Origin of the sequence: Paracoccus pacificus (assembly GCF_042680785.1) — a bacterium.
Classification (GTDB): Bacteria; Pseudomonadota; Alphaproteobacteria; order Rhodobacterales; family Rhodobacteraceae; genus Paracoccus; species Paracoccus pacificus.
This window is the reverse complement of the sequence record NZ_JBHUEN010000043.1, coordinates 121,109-137,268: the sequence shown is the minus strand read 5'-3', so window position 1 is coordinate 137,268 and position 16,160 is coordinate 121,109. Positions and strand designations below refer to the sequence as shown.

At 64.0% G+C, this 16,160-nt stretch carries 21 protein-coding genes; 6 read left to right on the top strand and 15 right to left on the bottom strand.

What is annotated here, in order from left to right:
* Positions 1-57: 57 nt before the first annotated feature.
* Positions 58-858 carry a protein-disulfide reductase DsbD domain-containing protein gene (locus tag ACFSCT_RS13150; RefSeq protein ID WP_379143422.1) on the top strand — a complete coding sequence of 267 codons (801 nt, stop codon included), beginning with the start codon at positions 58-60 and terminating at the stop codon, positions 856-858.
* Here the strand turns inward: ACFSCT_RS13150 and ACFSCT_RS13145 are convergent.
* The 8 genes from ACFSCT_RS13145 to ACFSCT_RS13110 form a co-directional block, all read right to left on the bottom strand.
* Positions 855-1,205 (bottom strand): H-type lectin domain-containing protein, encoded by a 351-nt coding sequence (locus tag ACFSCT_RS13145; protein WP_379143421.1) that lies wholly within the window; start codon positions 1,203-1,205, stop codon positions 855-857. The two genes, ACFSCT_RS13150 and ACFSCT_RS13145, sit on opposite strands and share 4 nt — an antisense overlap.
* Before the next feature lie 102 nt (positions 1,206-1,307).
* Positions 1,308-1,757: a F0F1 ATP synthase subunit epsilon gene (locus ACFSCT_RS13140; protein ID WP_379143420.1), complete on the bottom strand. Its 450-nt coding sequence runs from the start codon at positions 1,755-1,757 to the stop codon at positions 1,308-1,310.
* Positions 1,758-1,766: 9 nt separating this feature from the next.
* Positions 1,767-3,188: a F0F1 ATP synthase subunit beta gene (gene atpD / locus ACFSCT_RS13135; protein WP_379143419.1), complete on the bottom strand. Its 1,422-nt coding sequence runs from the start codon at positions 3,186-3,188 to the stop codon at positions 1,767-1,769.
* A gap of 24 nt (positions 3,189-3,212) precedes the next feature.
* Positions 3,213-4,094: a F0F1 ATP synthase subunit gamma gene (locus ACFSCT_RS13130; protein WP_379143418.1), complete on the bottom strand. Its 882-nt coding sequence runs from the start codon at positions 4,092-4,094 to the stop codon at positions 3,213-3,215.
* A 6-nt stretch (positions 4,095-4,100) separates the two neighbouring features.
* Complete coding sequence (locus ACFSCT_RS13125) at positions 4,101-4,442, bottom strand: hypothetical protein (protein ID WP_379143416.1); 342 nt, start codon at positions 4,440-4,442, stop codon at positions 4,101-4,103.
* Positions 4,443-4,459: 17 nt separating this feature from the next.
* Positions 4,460-5,995, bottom strand: a complete 1,536-nt coding sequence (atpA, locus tag ACFSCT_RS13120; protein ID WP_379143415.1) for a F0F1 ATP synthase subunit alpha — start codon at positions 5,993-5,995, stop codon at positions 4,460-4,462.
* Positions 5,995-6,555, bottom strand: coding sequence for a F0F1 ATP synthase subunit delta (locus ACFSCT_RS13115; RefSeq protein WP_379143413.1), 561 nt, complete (start codon positions 6,553-6,555; stop codon positions 5,995-5,997). The genes atpA and ACFSCT_RS13115 overlap by 1 nt, the downstream gene beginning before the upstream one ends.
* Before the next feature lie 206 nt (positions 6,556-6,761).
* Positions 6,762-7,556, bottom strand: coding sequence for a class I SAM-dependent methyltransferase (locus ACFSCT_RS13110; protein ID WP_379143411.1), 795 nt, complete (start codon positions 7,554-7,556; stop codon positions 6,762-6,764).
* A gap of 93 nt (positions 7,557-7,649) precedes the next feature.
* Between ACFSCT_RS13110 and gloB the strand changes: the two genes are divergently transcribed.
* Together gloB and clpA are read left to right on the top strand one after the other, a co-directional pair.
* Entirely contained in the window at positions 7,650-8,408 is a 759-nt protein-coding gene (gloB, locus tag ACFSCT_RS13105) for a hydroxyacylglutathione hydrolase (RefSeq protein ID WP_379143409.1), read from the top strand.
* 202 nt (positions 8,409-8,610) lie between these two features.
* Positions 8,611-10,932 (top strand): ATP-dependent Clp protease ATP-binding subunit ClpA, encoded by a 2,322-nt coding sequence (gene clpA, locus ACFSCT_RS13100; protein WP_379143407.1) that lies wholly within the window; start codon positions 8,611-8,613, stop codon positions 10,930-10,932.
* A 194-nt stretch (positions 10,933-11,126) separates the two neighbouring features.
* On the opposite strand, the gene ACFSCT_RS13095 is transcribed toward clpA, so the two are convergent.
* Positions 11,127-11,933 (bottom strand): division plane positioning ATPase MipZ, encoded by an 807-nt coding sequence (locus tag ACFSCT_RS13095; RefSeq protein WP_379143405.1) that lies wholly within the window; start codon positions 11,931-11,933, stop codon positions 11,127-11,129.
* 135 nt (positions 11,934-12,068) lie between these two features.
* Between ACFSCT_RS13095 and ACFSCT_RS13090 the strand changes: the two genes are divergently transcribed.
* From ACFSCT_RS13090 to ACFSCT_RS13080, 3 genes are all read left to right on the top strand, one after another.
* On the top strand, positions 12,069-12,530 hold the full coding sequence (locus tag ACFSCT_RS13090) for an RrF2 family transcriptional regulator (protein ID WP_379143403.1): 462 nt from the start codon (positions 12,069-12,071) through the stop codon (positions 12,528-12,530).
* Between the two features lie 141 nt (positions 12,531-12,671).
* On the top strand, positions 12,672-12,941 hold the full coding sequence (locus tag ACFSCT_RS13085; protein ID WP_379143401.1) for a hypothetical protein: 270 nt from the start codon (positions 12,672-12,674) through the stop codon (positions 12,939-12,941).
* The gene (locus ACFSCT_RS13080) at positions 12,938-13,240 is read left to right on the top strand and encodes a hypothetical protein (RefSeq protein ID WP_379143400.1); all 303 of its coding nucleotides are present in this window, start codon (positions 12,938-12,940) and stop codon (positions 13,238-13,240) included. The genes ACFSCT_RS13085 and ACFSCT_RS13080 overlap by 4 nt, the downstream gene beginning before the upstream one ends.
* A gap of 137 nt (positions 13,241-13,377) precedes the next feature.
* Here ACFSCT_RS13080 and rpmE read toward each other — a convergent pair whose 3' ends face one another.
* The 6 genes from rpmE to ACFSCT_RS13050 are packed head-to-tail and all read right to left on the bottom strand — an operon-like array spanning position 13,378 to position 16,108.
* On the bottom strand, positions 13,378-13,599 hold the full coding sequence (gene rpmE / locus ACFSCT_RS13075) for a 50S ribosomal protein L31 (RefSeq protein ID WP_379143398.1): 222 nt from the start codon (positions 13,597-13,599) through the stop codon (positions 13,378-13,380).
* A gap of 11 nt (positions 13,600-13,610) precedes the next feature.
* Positions 13,611-13,991 carry a 50S ribosomal protein L19 gene (gene rplS / locus ACFSCT_RS13070; protein ID WP_379144376.1) on the bottom strand — a complete coding sequence of 127 codons (381 nt, stop codon included), beginning with the start codon at positions 13,989-13,991 and terminating at the stop codon, positions 13,611-13,613.
* The gene (gene trmD, locus ACFSCT_RS13065) at positions 13,969-14,853 is read right to left on the bottom strand and encodes a tRNA (guanosine(37)-N1)-methyltransferase TrmD (RefSeq protein ID WP_379143396.1); all 885 of its coding nucleotides are present in this window, start codon (positions 14,851-14,853) and stop codon (positions 13,969-13,971) included. The genes rplS and trmD overlap by 23 nt, the downstream gene beginning before the upstream one ends.
* A 34-nt stretch (positions 14,854-14,887) precedes the next feature.
* Positions 14,888-15,385, bottom strand: a complete 498-nt coding sequence (rimM, locus tag ACFSCT_RS13060) for a ribosome maturation factor RimM (RefSeq protein ID WP_379143394.1) — start codon at positions 15,383-15,385, stop codon at positions 14,888-14,890.
* A 5-nt stretch (positions 15,386-15,390) separates the two neighbouring features.
* Positions 15,391-15,762, bottom strand: coding sequence for a 30S ribosomal protein S16 (gene rpsP / locus ACFSCT_RS13055; protein ID WP_379143392.1), 372 nt, complete (start codon positions 15,760-15,762; stop codon positions 15,391-15,393).
* 37 nt (positions 15,763-15,799) lie between these two features.
* Positions 15,800-16,108, bottom strand: a complete 309-nt coding sequence (locus ACFSCT_RS13050; RefSeq protein ID WP_379143390.1) for a chorismate mutase — start codon at positions 16,106-16,108, stop codon at positions 15,800-15,802.
* Between the last annotated feature and the right edge of the window lie 52 nt (positions 16,109-16,160).

Sequence of the window (16,160 nt, the reverse complement as noted above, 5' to 3'; positions counted from 1 at the left end):
AAACACTGGCGGCAACGTGATTTCCACGGCACCGGGCAAGCGGCTAAGGGTTTGAGCATGTTACGCGCCGCCGGTCCGATCCTTGCCACCCTGCTTGCGCTGTCCGCGACGATGGCCAGAGCCGATTCGCCCGCACCCCTGCCCCCCGGAATAGTTGCGGTCCACCTTTTGCCCGGCTGGACGCGCGAGGATGGGACCCGTATCGCGGCGTTCCAGATCCTGCTTGAACCCGGGTGGAAAACCTATTGGCGCAACCCCGGCGATGCCGGCGTGCCGCCGGTTTTCGACTGGTCCGCATCCGCGAACGTGGCCGGGGTAACACCGCTTTGGCCGCGCCCGGATGTGTTTGAAAGTGCCGGCATGCGGACGCTTGGGTTTCACGACAAGCTGCTTTTGCCGCTGGAAGTGCGGCCCGTCGACCCAGCCGCGCCAGTGACGCTGAACGCCTCTATCGAGATGGGCGTATGCCGCGACATCTGCGTGCCGGTCAACCTGACCGTGACCGAGGATCCTGCCGGCGCCGACGCCACGCCCGACATACGCGAAGCCCTGGCGCGTCAGCCAACGCCCGCGGCAACCGCCGCCGAATGCACGCAACAGCCGATCGCGGACGGCACCCGGGTCACCGCCAGCCTTCGAGCCGGTGACGACAGCCCCGAGGCGGCGATGGAGATCGAGGATCCCGGCATCTGGGTGTCGCAGCCCGATATCTCGGCCGTGGACGGAAAAGTTCAGATCGCGGCGGATTTCGTCGGCAGCAGCGGCAAACCCTTCGACGTCGATCTGAAAAAGGTGCGCGTCACCCTGTTGGCGGCCGACAAGGCCACCGAATATCTCTGCGCGCCCGCAGGCGGCTAGGTCAGGTCCCAGTCGTCGTCATAATCCAACTCTCCGATCGCGAGCCAGTCGGCCCGGATGCGGGCAACGCGGGTATCGCTCCATGTACGGAAAACAAGATCAAAGCCGTCCGGCGCGACATCCGCGGCCTCGATATGCGCCCGCTGGTTCGAGTCGCGCGCGATGTCCCACATGCTGATCGAGACATGAACGATGGGCGAGGTCAGAAAGGGCGTGGGAAAGGTGACGCGGCGGACGATGAAACGGCTGCCCTGCCCACTCCACATTTCGCCGTCGTTGTCGTATGAGCTGAACATCAGTTCCGAGCCGCGGCAAACGCCAACCGCGTTATTATTGATTTTTTTCATACGTTTACCCCCCCCACAACTTTTTTACATAGGGGGCTTGCCCGAAAATAAAAGACCCCGAATGCGCTTCGGGGTCCAGCGTCCTGCCAACAGGTCGGATCGTCAATCGGGTACAGAGGCCTGATTGGGGTCCAGACCGATATGGGTGCCAAGCGCCTCCATATCGGCCAGAAGCTTGACGGCGGCGGCGACGATTTCCTCGCCGGTGCCTGCGGCGCGGGTTTCGGCGTGCTTTTTCTTGCGATACGCGTCGGCCATCATCTCGTTGAAGAGATCCTGGGTCATGTCCTCACGCGCATGGCCACGCTCGGCCAGCAGACTGACCGAATCGTTGTTGATCTCGGCGAAACCGCCGGACACCGCGAATTCGGTCTGCGCGCCATCCTCGGCCACCACGACCACCAGACCGGGACGCAATGAGACGATCGTGGGCGCGTGGCCCGGCATCGCGGTCAGATCACCGTCGGTTCCGGGCAGGCGCACCTCGCGCACCGGGGTCGAGACAAGGCCCCGCTCCGGCGACACGAGGTCGAATTGCATGCTGTCGGCCATCTCGCCCCCTTATGCCGCGTCGGCGGCCAGCCGCTGCGCCTTGGCGACCACGTCGTCGATGCCGCCGACCATGTAGAAGGCCGCCTCGGGCAGGTGGTCATATTCGCCGGCGACGACCGCCTTGAACGATTTGATCGTATCTTCCAGCGGAACCTGCACGCCGTCCGAGCCGGTGAAGACCTTGGCGACGTCGAAGGGCTGCGACAGGAAACGCTGGATCTTCCGGGCGCGGGCCACGGTCAGCTTGTCCTCTTCCGACAGTTCGTCCATGCCCAGAATGGCGATGATGTCCTGCAGCGACTTGTAGCGCTGAAGGATACCCTGCACGTCGCGGGCGACCTGATAATGCTCTTGGCCCACGATCTGCGGGTCCATCAGGCGCGAGGTCGAGTCGAGCGGGTCCACGGCCGGGTAGATCCCCAGTTCCGAGATCGCGCGGCTAAGCGTGGTGGTCGCGTCAAGGTGTGCGAACGAGGTCGCCGGCGCCGGGTCGGTCAAGTCGTCGGCCGGAACGTAGATGGCCTGAACCGAGGTGATCGAGCCCGCCTTGGTCGAGGTGATGCGTTCCTGCAGCGCACCCATGTCGGTGGCCAGCGTCGGCTGGTACCCCACGGCCGAAGGAATACGGCCGAGAAGCGCCGACACCTCGGAACCCGCCTGGGTAAAGCGGAAGATGTTGTCGACGAAGAACAGAACGTCGGTGCCCGAGGTATCGCGGAACTGTTCGGCGATGGTCAGGCCGGTCAGTGCGACCCGCGAACGCGCCCCGGGGGGCTCGTTCATCTGGCCGTAGACCAGCGCCACTTTCGATTCCGCCAGATTGTCGGTGTTGATAACGCCCGATTCGATCATCTCGTGATACAGGTCGTTGCCCTCGCGGGTGCGTTCACCCACGCCGGCGAACACCGAATAGCCCGAGTGCACCTTGGCGATGTTGTTGATCAGTTCCATGATCAGAACCGTCTTGCCCACGCCGGCGCCGCCGAACAGGCCGATCTTGCCGCCCTTGGCGTAGGGGGCGAGCAGGTCGATGACCTTGATGCCGGTGACGAGGATCTCGGATTCGGTCGACTGCGATGCGAAATCCGGCGCCGGCTGGTGGATGGCGCGGGTTTCGCTGCGGGCGACCGGGCCCTTTTCGTCCACCGGCTCGCCGATGACGTTCAGGATGCGGCCCAGCGTCGCGTCGCCCACCGGGATGGTGATGGGGGCGCCGGTGTCGGTCACTTTCTCGCCCCGGACCAGACCTTCGGTCGAATCCATGGCGATGGTGCGGACGGTGTTCTCGCCCAGGTGCTGGGCGACTTCCAGAACCAGACGGTTGCCGTTGTTGGTGGTTTCCAGCGCGTTCAGAATCGCGGGAAGGTGGTCGTCGAACTGAACGTCGACGACGGCGCCGATCACCTGCGTGACTTTGCCCTGTGCTGCCATATCATGTCCTCTTGGCTATTGCGGTCAGAGCGCCTCGGCGCCCGAAATGATTTCGATGAGTTCCTTGGTGATCGCGGCCTGACGGCTCCGGTTGTACTGGATCGTCAGCTTGTTGATCATGTCGCCGGCGTTGCGGGTCGCGTTGTCCATGGCGGACATCCGCGCGCCCTGTTCGCTGGCGGCGTTTTCAAGCAGCGCGGCGAAGATCTGCGTCGCGATCGAACGCGGCAGCAGATCCTCGAGGATCACGTCCTCGCCCGGCTCATAGTCGTAAAGGTTCGATGCACCGGCGATTTCCTCCTCGGCAGTCTCGACCACCGCGGGAATGATCTGACGCTCGGTCGGAACCTGGCTGATCACCGACTGGAAGCGGTTGTAGAAGATCGAGGCGACATCGAATTCGCCTTCTTCAAAACGGCGCAGCACTTCGTCGGCGATCTCGGCGGCGTTGGCATAGGCCACGCGCTTGACCTCGGACATATCGACATGGTGGACCATCTGGCTGCCATAGTCGCGGCGCAGTTGTTCGCGGCCCTTCTTGCCGACCGTCATCAGGGTGACGTCCTTGCCCTGCCCCTGAAGCTCTTGCATCCGCTGCCGGGCAAGCCGCACGATCGAGCTGTTGAAGCCGCCGGCCAGCCCGCGTTCAGAGGTCAGCACGACCAGCAGGTGACGCTTGTCATCCCCGCTGCCGGCCAACAGGCGCGGCGCGCCGTCCTGTCCGGCGGCACCCGAGGTCAGACCCGCCATCACCGCCGCCATACGGTCGGCATAGGGGCGCGCGGCCTCGGCGGCCTCCTGGGCGCGGCGCAGCTTGGCCGCCGCGACCATCTGCATGGCCTTGGTGATCTTGCGCGTGTTCTTGACGCTGCCGATCCGGTTCTTGAGATCCTTCAAGGAGGGCATGATACCTTACCTAACTAGAAAATCGCGGCATTCCTGCGTGCCGACATCGGATTCGTAGCTGGCGAGCACGGAAAGATCGCCTTCTTGCATTTTGACATCCGCAATCATGGCATTCAAACTGCGGGCAAGACAGAATAAATCATTGTCATACAGAAGCTTGTCGCCATCCATAAGAACTTTGAATTCGTCGTGGAACTGGTCGCATTGATCCAGGTCGCTGCTGACATCGCCCGAGAAATCCGCCGTTTTCAGACAGGCAATTGCGCGGTCATAGACGTCCATCCGGGCGGCTACGGCGGAATGAAGATCATCCGCCATCGCCGTCCCGCCGGTCATCATCACGAGCATTGCCGTCCTGCAAAACATCAGGCGGCGACCTTCGCGTATTCGTCCAGCGCCGCGCGGATCGCCTTTTCCAGATCGCCCGCGACCTTGCGGTCGTTGCGGGTGATATCGTCCAGCAGATCGGATTTCTGGTTGCGCAGGAAGTCGATCAGGCCGCGTTCCCATTTGGTCACGTCGCTGACCTTCACGCCGTCCAGATAACCTTTGGTGCCGGCATAGATGACGCAGACGATCTCGGCATTGGTCAGCGGCGAATATTGCGGCTGCTTCATCAGCTCGGTCAGGCGCGCGCCACGATTGAGCAGCTTCTGCGTCGCCGCGTCGAGGTCCGAACCGAACTGCGCGAAGGCGGCCATTTCGCGGTATTGCGCCAGTTCCAGCTTGACCGGACCTGCGACCGATTTCATCGCCGAGGTCTGGGCCGAGGAACCCACGCGGCTGACCGACAGACCGGTGTTCACGGCCGGGCGGATGCCCTGGAAGAACAGTTCGGTTTCAAGGAAGATCTGGCCGTCGGTGATCGAGATCACGTTGGTCGGGATATAGGCCGACACGTCGCCCGCCTGGGTCTCGATGATCGGCAGCGCGGTCAGCGAGCCCGAACCGAAGTCCTCGTTCAGCTTCGCCGAACGCTCCAGCAGGCGCGAGTGCAGATAGAAAACGTCGCCCGGATAGGCTTCACGCCCCGGCGGACGGCGCAGCAACAGCGACATCTGGCGATAGGCCACGGCCTGTTTGGACAGGTCGTCATAGATGATCAGCGCGTCCATGCCGTTGTCGCGGAAATATTCCGCCATGGCGGTCGCCGAATAGGGGGCAAGGAACTGCATCGGCGCGGGGTCCGAGGCGGTCGCGGCGATGACCGTGGTATAGGCCAGCGCGCCGGTTTCCTCGAGCTTCTTCACCAGCTGCGCCACGGTCGAACGCTTTTGCCCGATCGCGACATAGAAGCAGTGCAGCGTCTTCATGCCGTCGGCTTCGCGGCCGTTGTAGTTCGCCTGGTTCAGGATCGTGTCCAGCGCCACGGCGGTCTTGCCGGTCTGGCGGTCGCCGATGATCAGCTCGCGCTGGCCACGGCCGATCGGGATCATGGCGTCCACGGCTTTCAGCCCGGTCGCCATCGGTTCATGCACCGATTTGCGCGGAATGATGCCCGGCGCCTTGACGTCGGCCACGCGACGCTCGGCCGCCTCGATCGGGCCCTTGCCGTCGATGGGATTGCCCAAAGCGTCGACCACGCGGCCAAGCAGGCCCTTACCGACCGGCACGTCCACGATGGATTGGGTGCGCTTGACGGTATCGCCTTCCTTGATCGAACGGTCGTCGCCGAAGATAACGATACCGACGTTGTCGGTTTCAAGGTTCAGCGCCATTCCACGGATACCGCCGGGGAATTCGACCATTTCGCCGGCCTGAACGTTGTCCAGACCGTGCACGCGGGCAATACCGTCACCGACGGACAGCACCCGGCCAACCTCGGCCACCTCGGCCTCTTGACCGAAGTTCTTGATCTGATCCTTGAGGATCGCCGAAATCTCTGCGGCTTGGATGCCCATTATCCGACCTCTTTCATGGCATTCTGGAGTGAGGCGAGGCGCGAGCGGATCGAGGTGTCGATCATCTTCGAGCCCAGCTTGACGATCATTCCGCCGATGAGGCTTTCATCGACGCTTGCATTCAGTTTGACGGCTTTCCCGGTCTTTTCGCGCAGCGTGGCGGCAAGACGTTTGGCCTGCTCGTCGCTCAGCGCCTGCGCCGACACGACATCCGCGGTGATTTCGCCCCGCTCGTCCGCGATCAACTCGCGCAGGCGGGCGAGCAGTTGCGGCAAGGCGAACAGGCGGCGGTTCTGCGCCATCAGCGACAGCGTGTTACGCAGCGTAACCGACAGACCCATCTTGTCGGCGACAGCGCCGATCGCGGCTTCCTGCTGCGCGCGCGAGTAAACCGGAGAATCGATCAGATCACGCAGATCGGCGCTGTCCTTGAGGGATTCGCCAAGATCGGTGATCTGTTTTTCCAGCGCGTCCAGATCGCCGGCCTGTTTCACTAGGTCAAAAACCGCCTGCGCATAACGCCCGGCAATATTGGCGGAGATCGAAGCTGAATTGGCCACGTCTGTCCTTCCGGTTTGAACATGGCCCCGCAACGGGCGCGCCTTGCGGCGGTCTGGTGCGGGGCGGTCCGACGATTGGAACCAAAAGGTCCCCTTATTTCTCGCGGCGTCTCTAGCAGGACAATTCACGCCCCGCAACCGGCTTGGACACGGAATCGCGACCGCTGACGAAAGCCTGCTGTGGCTGGGCCGGCAACCGTCCCCGGTCAGCGATCCGTTCGGCGTTGGGACGAGGGCGTCCCGACACCCTGTCCCCTTTGACCGGCAGGGCGCGCGATCCCGTCCAGCAGGTCCAGCGGGGACGGCACCGCAACCCGCAGACCGGGCCTTACCGGAAGCTGCATCTGCCGCGAAAGCTCGATCATCACCACCCCTGCGACAAGAAACCGCGATATGCGCTGGCCGTTCCGCTCCCACCAATCGGCGGTGCGTAGCCAGAACCGGCGATCTGACGGGGGGGTGTACAGCGCGACCGCGCTGCGTTCGACCTGAAACCCGGCGGCCCGCGCCTGCGATTCGAGCTGCCCGGTGGTATAGCTGCGCCCGAAACCGAAGGGCGTGTTGTCCGAACGTGCCCACAGTCCGGCGCGGTTGGGCGCGATCAGAATCATCCGCCCGCCGGGGCCCAGCACCCGGCGCGCCTCCTCCAGCACCGCAAGCGGATGGTCCGAGGTCTCAAGCCCGTGCAGCATCACCAGCCGGTCGACGGCGCCCGTATCAAGGGGCCATGCGGTTTCCTCGGCCAGAACCGAATGGTTCGGCATGCCGGCGGGCCACGGCATCACGCCCTGCGGGGCCGGCATCAGGCTGGTGACCCGGCGCGCCGAGGTCAGATAGGGCCGCAGCATGGGCGCCGCGAACCCATAGCCCGCCACGGTCATGCCGGTCGTGCCACCGGGCGGCCAGAATCGGGTCAGCCGGTCCCGAAGTATGCGCTGCACCACCCGGCCAAGCGCCCGGTTATAGTAAAAAGCCCGCAGGTCCATTACATCATGGTGCATCGTGCCCCCCTTGGCCGTGACAGTCTTGCCCGATTGATCCGCTTGGGAAAGGGGCAACCGTCAAACCGACTGAACGGACAAAGGAAAGCCGACATGGCCCTTGAGCTGCTGACAATCCGCTGTCTCAACGACAATTACGCCTATCTGATCCATGACGCCGACAAGAATGAAACCGCGCTGATCGACGCGCCCGAAGCCGCGCCCATCCTTGCCGCATTGGCCGATCGCGGCTGGAAACTGGACCAGATCCTGCTGACCCACCACCACGCGGACCATACCCAGGCCGTGGCCGAGCTTGTGGCCGCGACCGGCGCGTCGGTGACCGGTGCCCGCGCCGACGCCCATCGCCTGCCGCCGCTGGACCATCAGGTTTCGCCCGGTGATACGGTGCGGGTCGGGGGATCGACCGCCGAAATCATCGACGTGCCGGGCCATACGGTCGGCCATATCGCCTTTCACTTTCCCGACGACCAACTGGCCTTCACTGCCGACAGCCTGATGGCGATGGGCTGCGGCCGGCTTTTCGAGGGCACGGCCGACCAGATGTGGGACAGCCTCAGCCGTCTTGCCGGGCTGCCGGCCGAGACGATGATCTGCTCGGGTCACGATTACTGCCGCGGCAATGGTGCGTTTGCGATCTCGGTCGATCCGCAGAATCCGGCGCTGCGCGAACGCATCGCCCAGACGGCGGACGGCCTTTGCCCCTGCGCCCCCGCGACGCTGGCGGTGGAACTGGCGACCAACCCGTTCCTGCGCGCCTCCGACCCCGCGATCCGCGCCAATCTGGGCATGGAGAACGCCGGCGACGCCGAGGTCTTTGCCGAGCTTCGCCGCCGCAAGGATGCCTTCTGAGCGGGCCGGACCCTTGAAAACCGGTAACACGACGATCACATTTGTCGCATTCGGCGCACGCAAGTCCTTTATTCGACCCCTCAAGTGAAAAAAGGGCTTGAAGCGCAGCGAAATGCACCAATCCTTAACTGTATCGTGACAGATTGGACTTGCACGCCACAAGATGGGGCGGGCGGTCCAGACGACCGACAGGAGCCTTGCCATGCCATCCTTTTCATCCACCCTGGAAAAGGCCATCCACGCCGCCCTGGCGCTGGCAAACGAACATCGTCACGAACTCGCCACGCTGGAACATCTTCTGCTGGCGCTGACCGACGAACCCGACGCCGTGAAGGTCATGCAGGCCTGCGCGGTCAATCTGGACGAACTGCGCCAGATGCTGGTCGAATTCATTGATGACGACCTGTCGACATTGATCACCGATGTCGAAGGTTCCGAGGCGGTCCCCACCGCCGCCTTCCAGCGCGTGATCCAGCGCGCGGCGATCCATGTCCAGTCCTCGGGCCGGACCGAAGTGACCGGCGCCAACGTGCTGGTCGCGATCTTCGCCGAGCGGGATTCGAACGCCGCCTTCTTCCTTCAGGAACTGGACATGACGCGCTATGACGCGGTGAATTTCATCGCCCATGGCGTTGCCAAGAACCCGTCCTTCTCGGAACCCCGCTCGGTCACCGGATCCGAGGCGGAATCGGATTCGAAGCCGGCCGGGGCCGAGGCCAAGGCCGAAGAAACCGCACTGGCCAAATACTGCGTGGACCTGAACAAGAAATCCATCAAGGGCGACGTCGATCCGCTGATCGGCCGCGCGGCCGAGGTCGAGCGCTGCATTCAGGTGCTGTGCCGCCGCCGCAAGAACAACCCGCTTCTGGTGGGCGATCCCGGCGTCGGCAAGACCGCCATCGCCGAGGGGCTGGCGCTGAAAATTACCCGGGGCGAGACCCCCGACGTGCTGGCCGGCGCCACGATCTTTTCGCTCGACATGGGCGCGCTTCTGGCCGGCACCCGCTATCGCGGCGATTTCGAGGAACGGCTGAAGGCAGTGGTCAAGGAGCTTGAGGATCATCCCGACGCTATCCTGTTCATTGACGAGATCCACACCGTGATCGGCGCCGGCGCGACCTCGGGCGGGGCGATGGATGCCTCGAACCTGCTGAAACCTGCGCTGGCCGGCGGCAAGCTGCGCTGCATGGGCTCGACCACCTACAAGGAATTCCGTCAGCACTTCGAAAAGGACCGGGCGCTGTCGCGGCGGTTCCAGAAGATCGACGTGAACGAGCCCACCGTGCCCGACACGATCAAAATCCTGATGGGATTGAAACCCAGCTTCGAGAAGCATCACGAGCTGCGCTATACCAACGACGCCATCAAATCGGCGGTAGAGCTCGCCTCGCGCTATATCCACGACCGCAAACTGCCCGACTCGGCCATCGACGTGATCGACGAGGCCGGCGCGGCGCAGCATCTGGTTTCGGAAAGCAAGCGGCGCAAGACGATCAGCCCGAAAGAGATCGAGGAGGTCGTGGCCAAGATCGCCCGCATCCCGCCGAAAAACGTCTCGAAGGACGATGCCGAGGTGCTGCGCGATCTGGAACGCTCGCTGAAACGGGTGGTTTTCGGTCAGGACAGCGCCATCGAGGCGCTGGCAAGCTCGATCAAGCTGGCGCGCGCCGGGCTGCGCGAACCCGAAAAGCCGATCGGCAACTATCTGTTCGCCGGGCCGACCGGCGTCGGCAAGACCGAGGTCGCCAAGCAGCTGGCCGATACGCTAGGCGTGGAACTGCTGCGCTTCGACATGTCGGAATACATGGAGAAACATGCCGTCAGCCGCCTGATCGGCGCGCCTCCGGGTTATGTCGGTTTCGACCAAGGCGGCCTGTTGACCGACGGCGTCGACCAGCACCCGCACAGCGTTCTGCTGCTGGATGAGATCGAGAAGGCGCATCCGGACGTGTTCAACATCCTGCTGCAGGTGATGGACCACGGCAAGCTGACCGACCACAACGGCCGGCAGGTGGATTTCCGCAACGTGATCCTGATCATGACCTCGAACGCCGGGGCCGCGGATCAGGCCCGTGCCGCCTTCGGCTTCGGCCGCGACCGGCGCGAGGGCGAGGATACCGCCGCCATCGAGCGGACCTTCACGCCCGAGTTCCGCAACCGGCTGGACGCGGTGATCAGCTTCGCGCCGCTGCCGCGCGAGGTCATCCTGCAGGTGGTCGAGAAATTCGTGCTTCAGCTCGAGGCGCAGTTGATCGATCGCGGCGTCCATATCGAGCTGACGCCCGAGGCCGCCGCCTGGCTTGGTGAGAAAGGCTATGACGACCGCATGGGCGCGCGTCCGCTGGCCCGGGTCATTCAGGAGCATATCAAGAAGCCGCTGGCCGAAGAGCTTCTGTTCGGCCGCCTGACCAAGGGCGGTGTCGTGCGCGTCAACATCCGCGACGACAAGCCGGTCTTCGATATCACCGGGCCGGAAACGCCGCGCATCTCGCGCTCGAAAACGCCGCTCTTGACCGCCGACTAAGGCCATCGGCGCGACCCTTGAAAACCAAAGCCACCGGCCCGATCCGCCGGTGGCTTTTTTCTTGGGTGGCTTTTTTCTAGGGTGGCTTTTTTCTAGGGTGGGTTTTTTGGGCTTGCGCGGCTTACCGAAAGCCCGGATGCGCCGGCTTTCGGCGCCCCTGCGCGTCCACACGGGGGAACCCGCCCAGCCGCCGGTTAGAACGCCGCCTTGACCCCGGGCAGGCGCAGTTCCGTGACCAGATCGCGCAATTCCTGCCGGGCGGCGATATTCGACATGTTCAGGTTTTCGGTGCCGATGTCGCGCAGGTCCAGCAGGGTCAGGCCGCGGGGGAAAAGCTCGCGGAAGATGACCCGCTCGGAAAAGCCGGGGGCGACGCGAAAGCCGATGCGCTTCGACAGATTGGCCAAAGCCGCGCCGACCTTGCGCTTGTTGTGCATCTGCTGGGTGCCAAGGCGGTTGCGCAACACGATCCAGTCGGCCGGCGCCGCACCGGCGCGGCCACGCAGTTGGCGCGCGCCCCAGACCATCTCCGCATAGATCGACGGCCCCAGAACCTTGCCCGCCGGGTCGATCCGCGCCAGCAGATCAAAGTCGATGAAGCTGTCGTTCAGGGGGGTGATCAGCGTATCGGCCAGCGAATGCGCGACCTGGCTCAACCGGGTATGCGAGCCCGGGCAGTCGATGATGATGAAATCATTCTCGGCGTCCAGCGCGGTGACGGCGGCGGACAGGCGGTGGTCGTCGATGTTGTCCAGCGCATCCAGCTTTGATTCGTCAAGCTGTGGTAACGCGCCCAGTTGCGGGGTCGGCAGGTCCAGCCCTTCGGACGCAGCGAAGGCTTGGCGGTTTTCGATATAGCGGCCGAAACTGCGCTGACGGACGTCCAGATCAAGCGCGCCCACGCGTTTTCCCATCCGCGCAAGGGCCGTTGCAATATGCATGCAGGTGGTCGATTTTCCCGACCCGCCCTTTTCGTTCCCGACCACGATGATGTGCGACAAAGATCCGTCCTCATTCAGCAGCGCGGGGACCTTATGCGCCCGCAACGGTGATGAAAAGGCCGCAATCCGCGCCCTTTCCCGATTCCGCTTGTCGGGATTTATTGCAGATATGGCCGCTTGCGCTTAGTATGGCTTATGATCACGCAAAAAATGAAATACGCGCTGAAGGCGCTGATCGTTCTGGCCGACGAATGGGCCGGAGAGCAGCGTCCGCTTCAGATCGAGGAAATCGCCCGCCGTTCGTCCACGCCGAAGCGGTTTCTGGAACATATCCTGATCGAGATCCGCCGCGCCGGCATCGTCGCCTCGGTCCGAGGCCGTGCCGGCGGCTATAAACTGATCCGCGACCCCGCCAAGATCATGCTGTCCGATCTTCTGCGCCGCATCGACGGCCCGATCGCCCCCCTGCCCTGCCTGTCGCGGTCCGCCTATCAGCGCTGCGAGGATTGCGCGGATGAGGCGAGCTGCCGGATCCGCCGCGTTTTCGCCGATGTGTTCTGGTCCTACCTGCTTCTGATCGAATCGCTCAATCTGGCGGATCTTGCCCGCCAGCCCGAGGTTATCGACTTCGATCCCAAGCGTGCTGCAGGCGCCTAAACAAGATAACTGATTGATTTTTAATTGCAATTAATCACGACGCTATAGGTCGTTTTTTTCTTGCAATACACGACTGTCCATGTCGTAATTAAGGGGCGAAGTCACGGGAACTTCGTTTCGGATTACGGAAAGGACCACGTCATGATCTCGATCCAGCACCTGACCCATACCCTGTCGCGGTTTGTTCTGCCGCTGCCCGAGTCGGTGGTGCCCGCGATGATGCCCAATCCTCTTTTTGCGATCAGGCTGATCAATCGCGCCACCGGAGAACCGCACAAGGTCGCCGGCATTCCGCTGACCGTATTCAGCCATGATCCGGATGAAACGGCCGCCGATCTGATGCGGAACCGGGACGCCCGCAACTGGGCGACCGCCGTCGAACCCGTCGCCGCGCGTGGAGGTGCCGCATGATGATCACGCATTTCGCCTCGGGTTATTTCGACCCGCAACCCTTCCTGCTGCTTGAACCGGCGCCGACACCCGCGGAAGCGGCGGTGCAGGAATATGCCACGATCCTGACCGGCGGCCATTCCAGCGCCCAGGGGCCTGTCGTCCGGCGCATGCGCGACGGGCGGATCACGATCCGGCTGGGGGAAACCCTGCTGACCGGGAAACCGGTGAACGCCGGCCCGCAACCAAGCATGCTTGGGCGCATCTTCGGACGTGACCCGCAAGCCGCCGCCGAGACCTGGCGCGTGATCCCCGGATAGACGTCGCTGGATAGACGTCGCTCTGGCCGGCGGGTCGCCCGCCTACCGTCAACCGCCGGCCACAAACGAAAGACGCCGCCCCGATTGGGCGGCGTCTGCGTTCCTGGCCGGAAGTCCCGGTTTCGGAAGATCGTGGATCAGAAGCCCAGACCGGCGTATTTGTTCTTGAACTTCGAGACGCGGCCCCCGGTGTCCATCAGCTTGGCCGAACCGCCGGTCCATGCCGGATGCGCCAGCGGGTCGATGTCCAGCGACATGGTGTCGCCTTCTTTGCCCCAGGTCGAACGGACCTGATAGATCGTGCCGTCCGTCATCTTGACGTCGATCATGTGATAATCGGGGTGGATGTCTTTTTTCATCGCGACTCTCCTCAGGCCTTGGCTTCGGCTTTGGGCTTGTAGTTCGTGACCTCGGCGATACGCGCGGACTTACCGCGACGGTCACGCAGATAGTACAGCTTGGCCCGGCGAACGCGGCCACGGCGGACCACGGTGATGCTGTCGATGTTGGTCGAATACAGCGGGAACACCCGCTCGACACCCTCACCGAAGGAAATCTTGCGCACGGTGAACGAAGCGCCGATGCCGCCGCCCTTGCGCGAGATCACCACGCCTTCGTAATTCTGCACACGGGTCCGCGTGCCTTCGGTCACTTTGTAACCGACGCGGACGGTGTCCCCGGCCTTGAAGTCCGGGATGTCCTTGCCGAGCGCATTGATCTGCTCGGCCTCAATCTGTGCGATCAGGTTCATCGCCATTACCCTTTCCTATGCTCGCGGTGGTCCCGCGATGGTCTGATGCGCCCGAGAGCTGTCGGTCCTTTGCCGGGTCGATGGCGGCCTTGCGGTCGGTCCATGCCCGCCACAGGTCGGGGCGGCGTTCCTTGGTCAGGCCTTCGGCCATCTGTTGCCGCCAATTGGCAATAGCCGCGTGATTGCCGGACAGAAGCACGTCCGGGATCGCGCGGCCTTCCCAAAGGGCGGGCTTCGTGTACTGCGGCTGTTCAAGCAGACCGTCGGAAAAGGATTCCTCGGCCAAGGATGCCTGATTCCCCAGCACGCGCGGTATAAGGCGAACCGTGGCGTCGATCAAGACCTGCGCGGCAATCTCTCCGCCGGTCAGGACATAGTCGCCGATGCTGATCTCCTCGACCGCATGAGCGTCCAGCACGCGCTGGTCCACCCCTTCGAACCGGCCGCAGATCAGGGTGACGCCGGGCCCGTCCGCAAGGCTGCGGGCGCGGGTCTGGGTAAAGGGGCGCCCCCGTGGCGACAGATAGACGACGGGCAGGCGCGGACCCGCCTCGCGCAGGGCGGCATCCATCACATCCGGCCGGATCACCATGCCGGCGCCGCCACCGGCCGGGGTGTCATCGACATTGCGGTGACGCCCGATGCCAACGCCGCGCAGGTCAATGGTGCGCAGGTTCCACAGCCCGTCCGCCAGCGCCTTGCCGGTCAGCGAAAGGCCAAGGGTGCCGGGAAAGGCTTCGGGGAACAGGGTGACGATCTGCGCGGTCCATGCCCCCGCCACCTGTGGCTCGGCCATCAGGTCGCGCGGCTTCAAGCTGGCCGTGATCGACAACCGGCCGTGAGAGCGCGGCGGCTGTGTCATCGCGAACCGCCGGCGGGGTTGCAAAGGCACCCGGTCATTCGTCGGATCCCGGCGGGTCGGCGATGATCCGGCCGGCCTCGATATCGACGGTCGGCACCGCCGCGCGGGTGAAGGGGATCAGCAATTGCTGGCCCCTGTTGTAGATTTCCAGAATATCGCCGGCGCCGTGGTTATAGATCGCGCGGACGCGGCCCAGTTCGGCCCCGCCGGTGTCCAGCACCAGAAGCCCGATCAGATCGGCGTGGTAGAATTCGTCATCCGGCAGACCCGGCAGGCGGTCACGTTCCGCCCACAGCGTGACGCCCTTCAGCGCCTCAGCCTCTTCCCGCGTGTTGACGCCCGAAAGCCGCGCGCCAAAGCCGCCGGTGACCGGGCGGGTGATGCGGACGGTGAAGGACCGTCCGCCATCTTCGGTGGTCAGCGGAGAATATCTGCCGATGTCCGCGGGCTCCGAGGTGAAGCTTTTCAGCCGCACCTCGCCCTGAACACCGAAGGCGCCGGCGATGGCGCCCAGGCACACCCGCTGTGACATGGGGCTTATTCCGCGTCGGCGTCGGCCGGGGCGGCGGCAGCGGCGGCCTTGTCGGCTTTCTGCTTGGCGCGGTCGGTGGCTTTCTTGCCGGGCTCGGCCTTTTTCAGGTTCTTGCGCTCGGCCTTTTCCTTGACGCCGGCGGCTTCGAGGAAGCGGGCCACGCGGTCGGTCGGCTGCGCGCCCTGACCCAGCCAGTACTGCACGCGATCGAGGTCCATCTTGACGCGGTCTTCGCTGTCCTTGGGCAGCAGCGGGTTGTAGGTGCCGAGCTTTTCAAGGAAGCGGCCGTCGCGCGGCATGCGCGAATCGGTGGCGACGATCGAGTAATGGGGCCGCTTCTTCGAGCCACCACGGGCCAGACGGATCTTCATTGCCATTGCGTATTCTCCTTTGAAATGGCTTGGTTGGCGGGCATCATGCGCCGCCGTTCGATTGGTGTTTCTCGTGGTGCCGAATGACTTCGGCGATCACGAAGTTCAGGAATTTGCGCGCGAATTCCGGGTCGAGATCGGCCTCGCGCGCGAGGCGTTCCAGCCGCTCGATCTGCTGCGATTCACGCGCAGGGTCCGAAGGCGGAAGGTCGTGTTCGGCCTTGAGACGGCCGACGGATTGGGTGTGCTTGAACCTTTCGGCCAGCGTATAGACAAGGATCGCGTCCAGCCGGTCGATGCTGGCGCGGTGATCCCTGAGCAGGGCGGCGGCGCGGGCGGTTACATCATTCATGCGCTGGCTCCGCTGTGACGGGAGGCAGCGGGGGCTCTCTGCCCCCGCACCC

What these genes read in the sequence shown, in the direction of transcription:
- ACFSCT_RS13150 (WP_379143422.1), top strand. Translation starts at nt 58, where the DNA reads ATGTTACGCGCCGCCGGTCCGATCCTTGCCACCCTGCTTGCGCTGTCC.
- ACFSCT_RS13145 (WP_379143421.1), bottom strand. Translation starts at nt 1,205, where the DNA reads ATGAAAAAAATCAATAATAACGCGGTTGGCGTTTGCCGCGGCTCGGAA.
- ACFSCT_RS13140 (WP_379143420.1), bottom strand. Translation starts at nt 1,757, where the DNA reads ATGGCCGACAGCATGCAATTCGACCTCGTGTCGCCGGAGCGGGGCCTT.
- atpD (WP_379143419.1), bottom strand. Translation starts at nt 3,188, where the DNA reads ATGGCAGCACAGGGCAAAGTCACGCAGGTGATCGGCGCCGTCGTCGAC.
- ACFSCT_RS13130 (WP_379143418.1), bottom strand. Translation starts at nt 4,094, where the DNA reads ATGCCCTCCTTGAAGGATCTCAAGAACCGGATCGGCAGCGTCAAGAAC.
- ACFSCT_RS13125 (WP_379143416.1), bottom strand. Translation starts at nt 4,442, where the DNA reads ATGCTCGTGATGATGACCGGCGGGACGGCGATGGCGGATGATCTTCAT.
- atpA (WP_379143415.1), bottom strand. Translation starts at nt 5,995, where the DNA reads ATGGGCATCCAAGCCGCAGAGATTTCGGCGATCCTCAAGGATCAGATC.
- ACFSCT_RS13110 (WP_379143411.1), bottom strand. Translation starts at nt 7,556, where the DNA reads ATGCACCATGATGTAATGGACCTGCGGGCTTTTTACTATAACCGGGCG.
- gloB (WP_379143409.1), top strand. Translation starts at nt 7,650, where the DNA reads ATGGCCCTTGAGCTGCTGACAATCCGCTGTCTCAACGACAATTACGCC.
- clpA (WP_379143407.1), top strand. Translation starts at nt 8,611, where the DNA reads ATGCCATCCTTTTCATCCACCCTGGAAAAGGCCATCCACGCCGCCCTG.
- ACFSCT_RS13090 (WP_379143403.1), top strand. Translation starts at nt 12,069, where the DNA reads ATGATCACGCAAAAAATGAAATACGCGCTGAAGGCGCTGATCGTTCTG.
- ACFSCT_RS13085 (WP_379143401.1), top strand. Translation starts at nt 12,672, where the DNA reads ATGATCTCGATCCAGCACCTGACCCATACCCTGTCGCGGTTTGTTCTG.
- ACFSCT_RS13080 (WP_379143400.1), top strand. Translation starts at nt 12,938, where the DNA reads ATGATGATCACGCATTTCGCCTCGGGTTATTTCGACCCGCAACCCTTC.
- rpmE (WP_379143398.1), bottom strand. Translation starts at nt 13,599, where the DNA reads ATGAAAAAAGACATCCACCCCGATTATCACATGATCGACGTCAAGATG.
- rplS (WP_379144376.1), bottom strand. Translation starts at nt 13,991, where the DNA reads ATGAACCTGATCGCACAGATTGAGGCCGAGCAGATCAATGCGCTCGGC.
- trmD (WP_379143396.1), bottom strand. Translation starts at nt 14,853, where the DNA reads ATGACACAGCCGCCGCGCTCTCACGGCCGGTTGTCGATCACGGCCAGC.
- rimM (WP_379143394.1), bottom strand. Translation starts at nt 15,385, where the DNA reads ATGTCACAGCGGGTGTGCCTGGGCGCCATCGCCGGCGCCTTCGGTGTT.
- rpsP (WP_379143392.1), bottom strand. Translation starts at nt 15,762, where the DNA reads ATGGCAATGAAGATCCGTCTGGCCCGTGGTGGCTCGAAGAAGCGGCCC.
- ACFSCT_RS13050 (WP_379143390.1), bottom strand. Translation starts at nt 16,108, where the DNA reads ATGAATGATGTAACCGCCCGCGCCGCCGCCCTGCTCAGGGATCACCGC.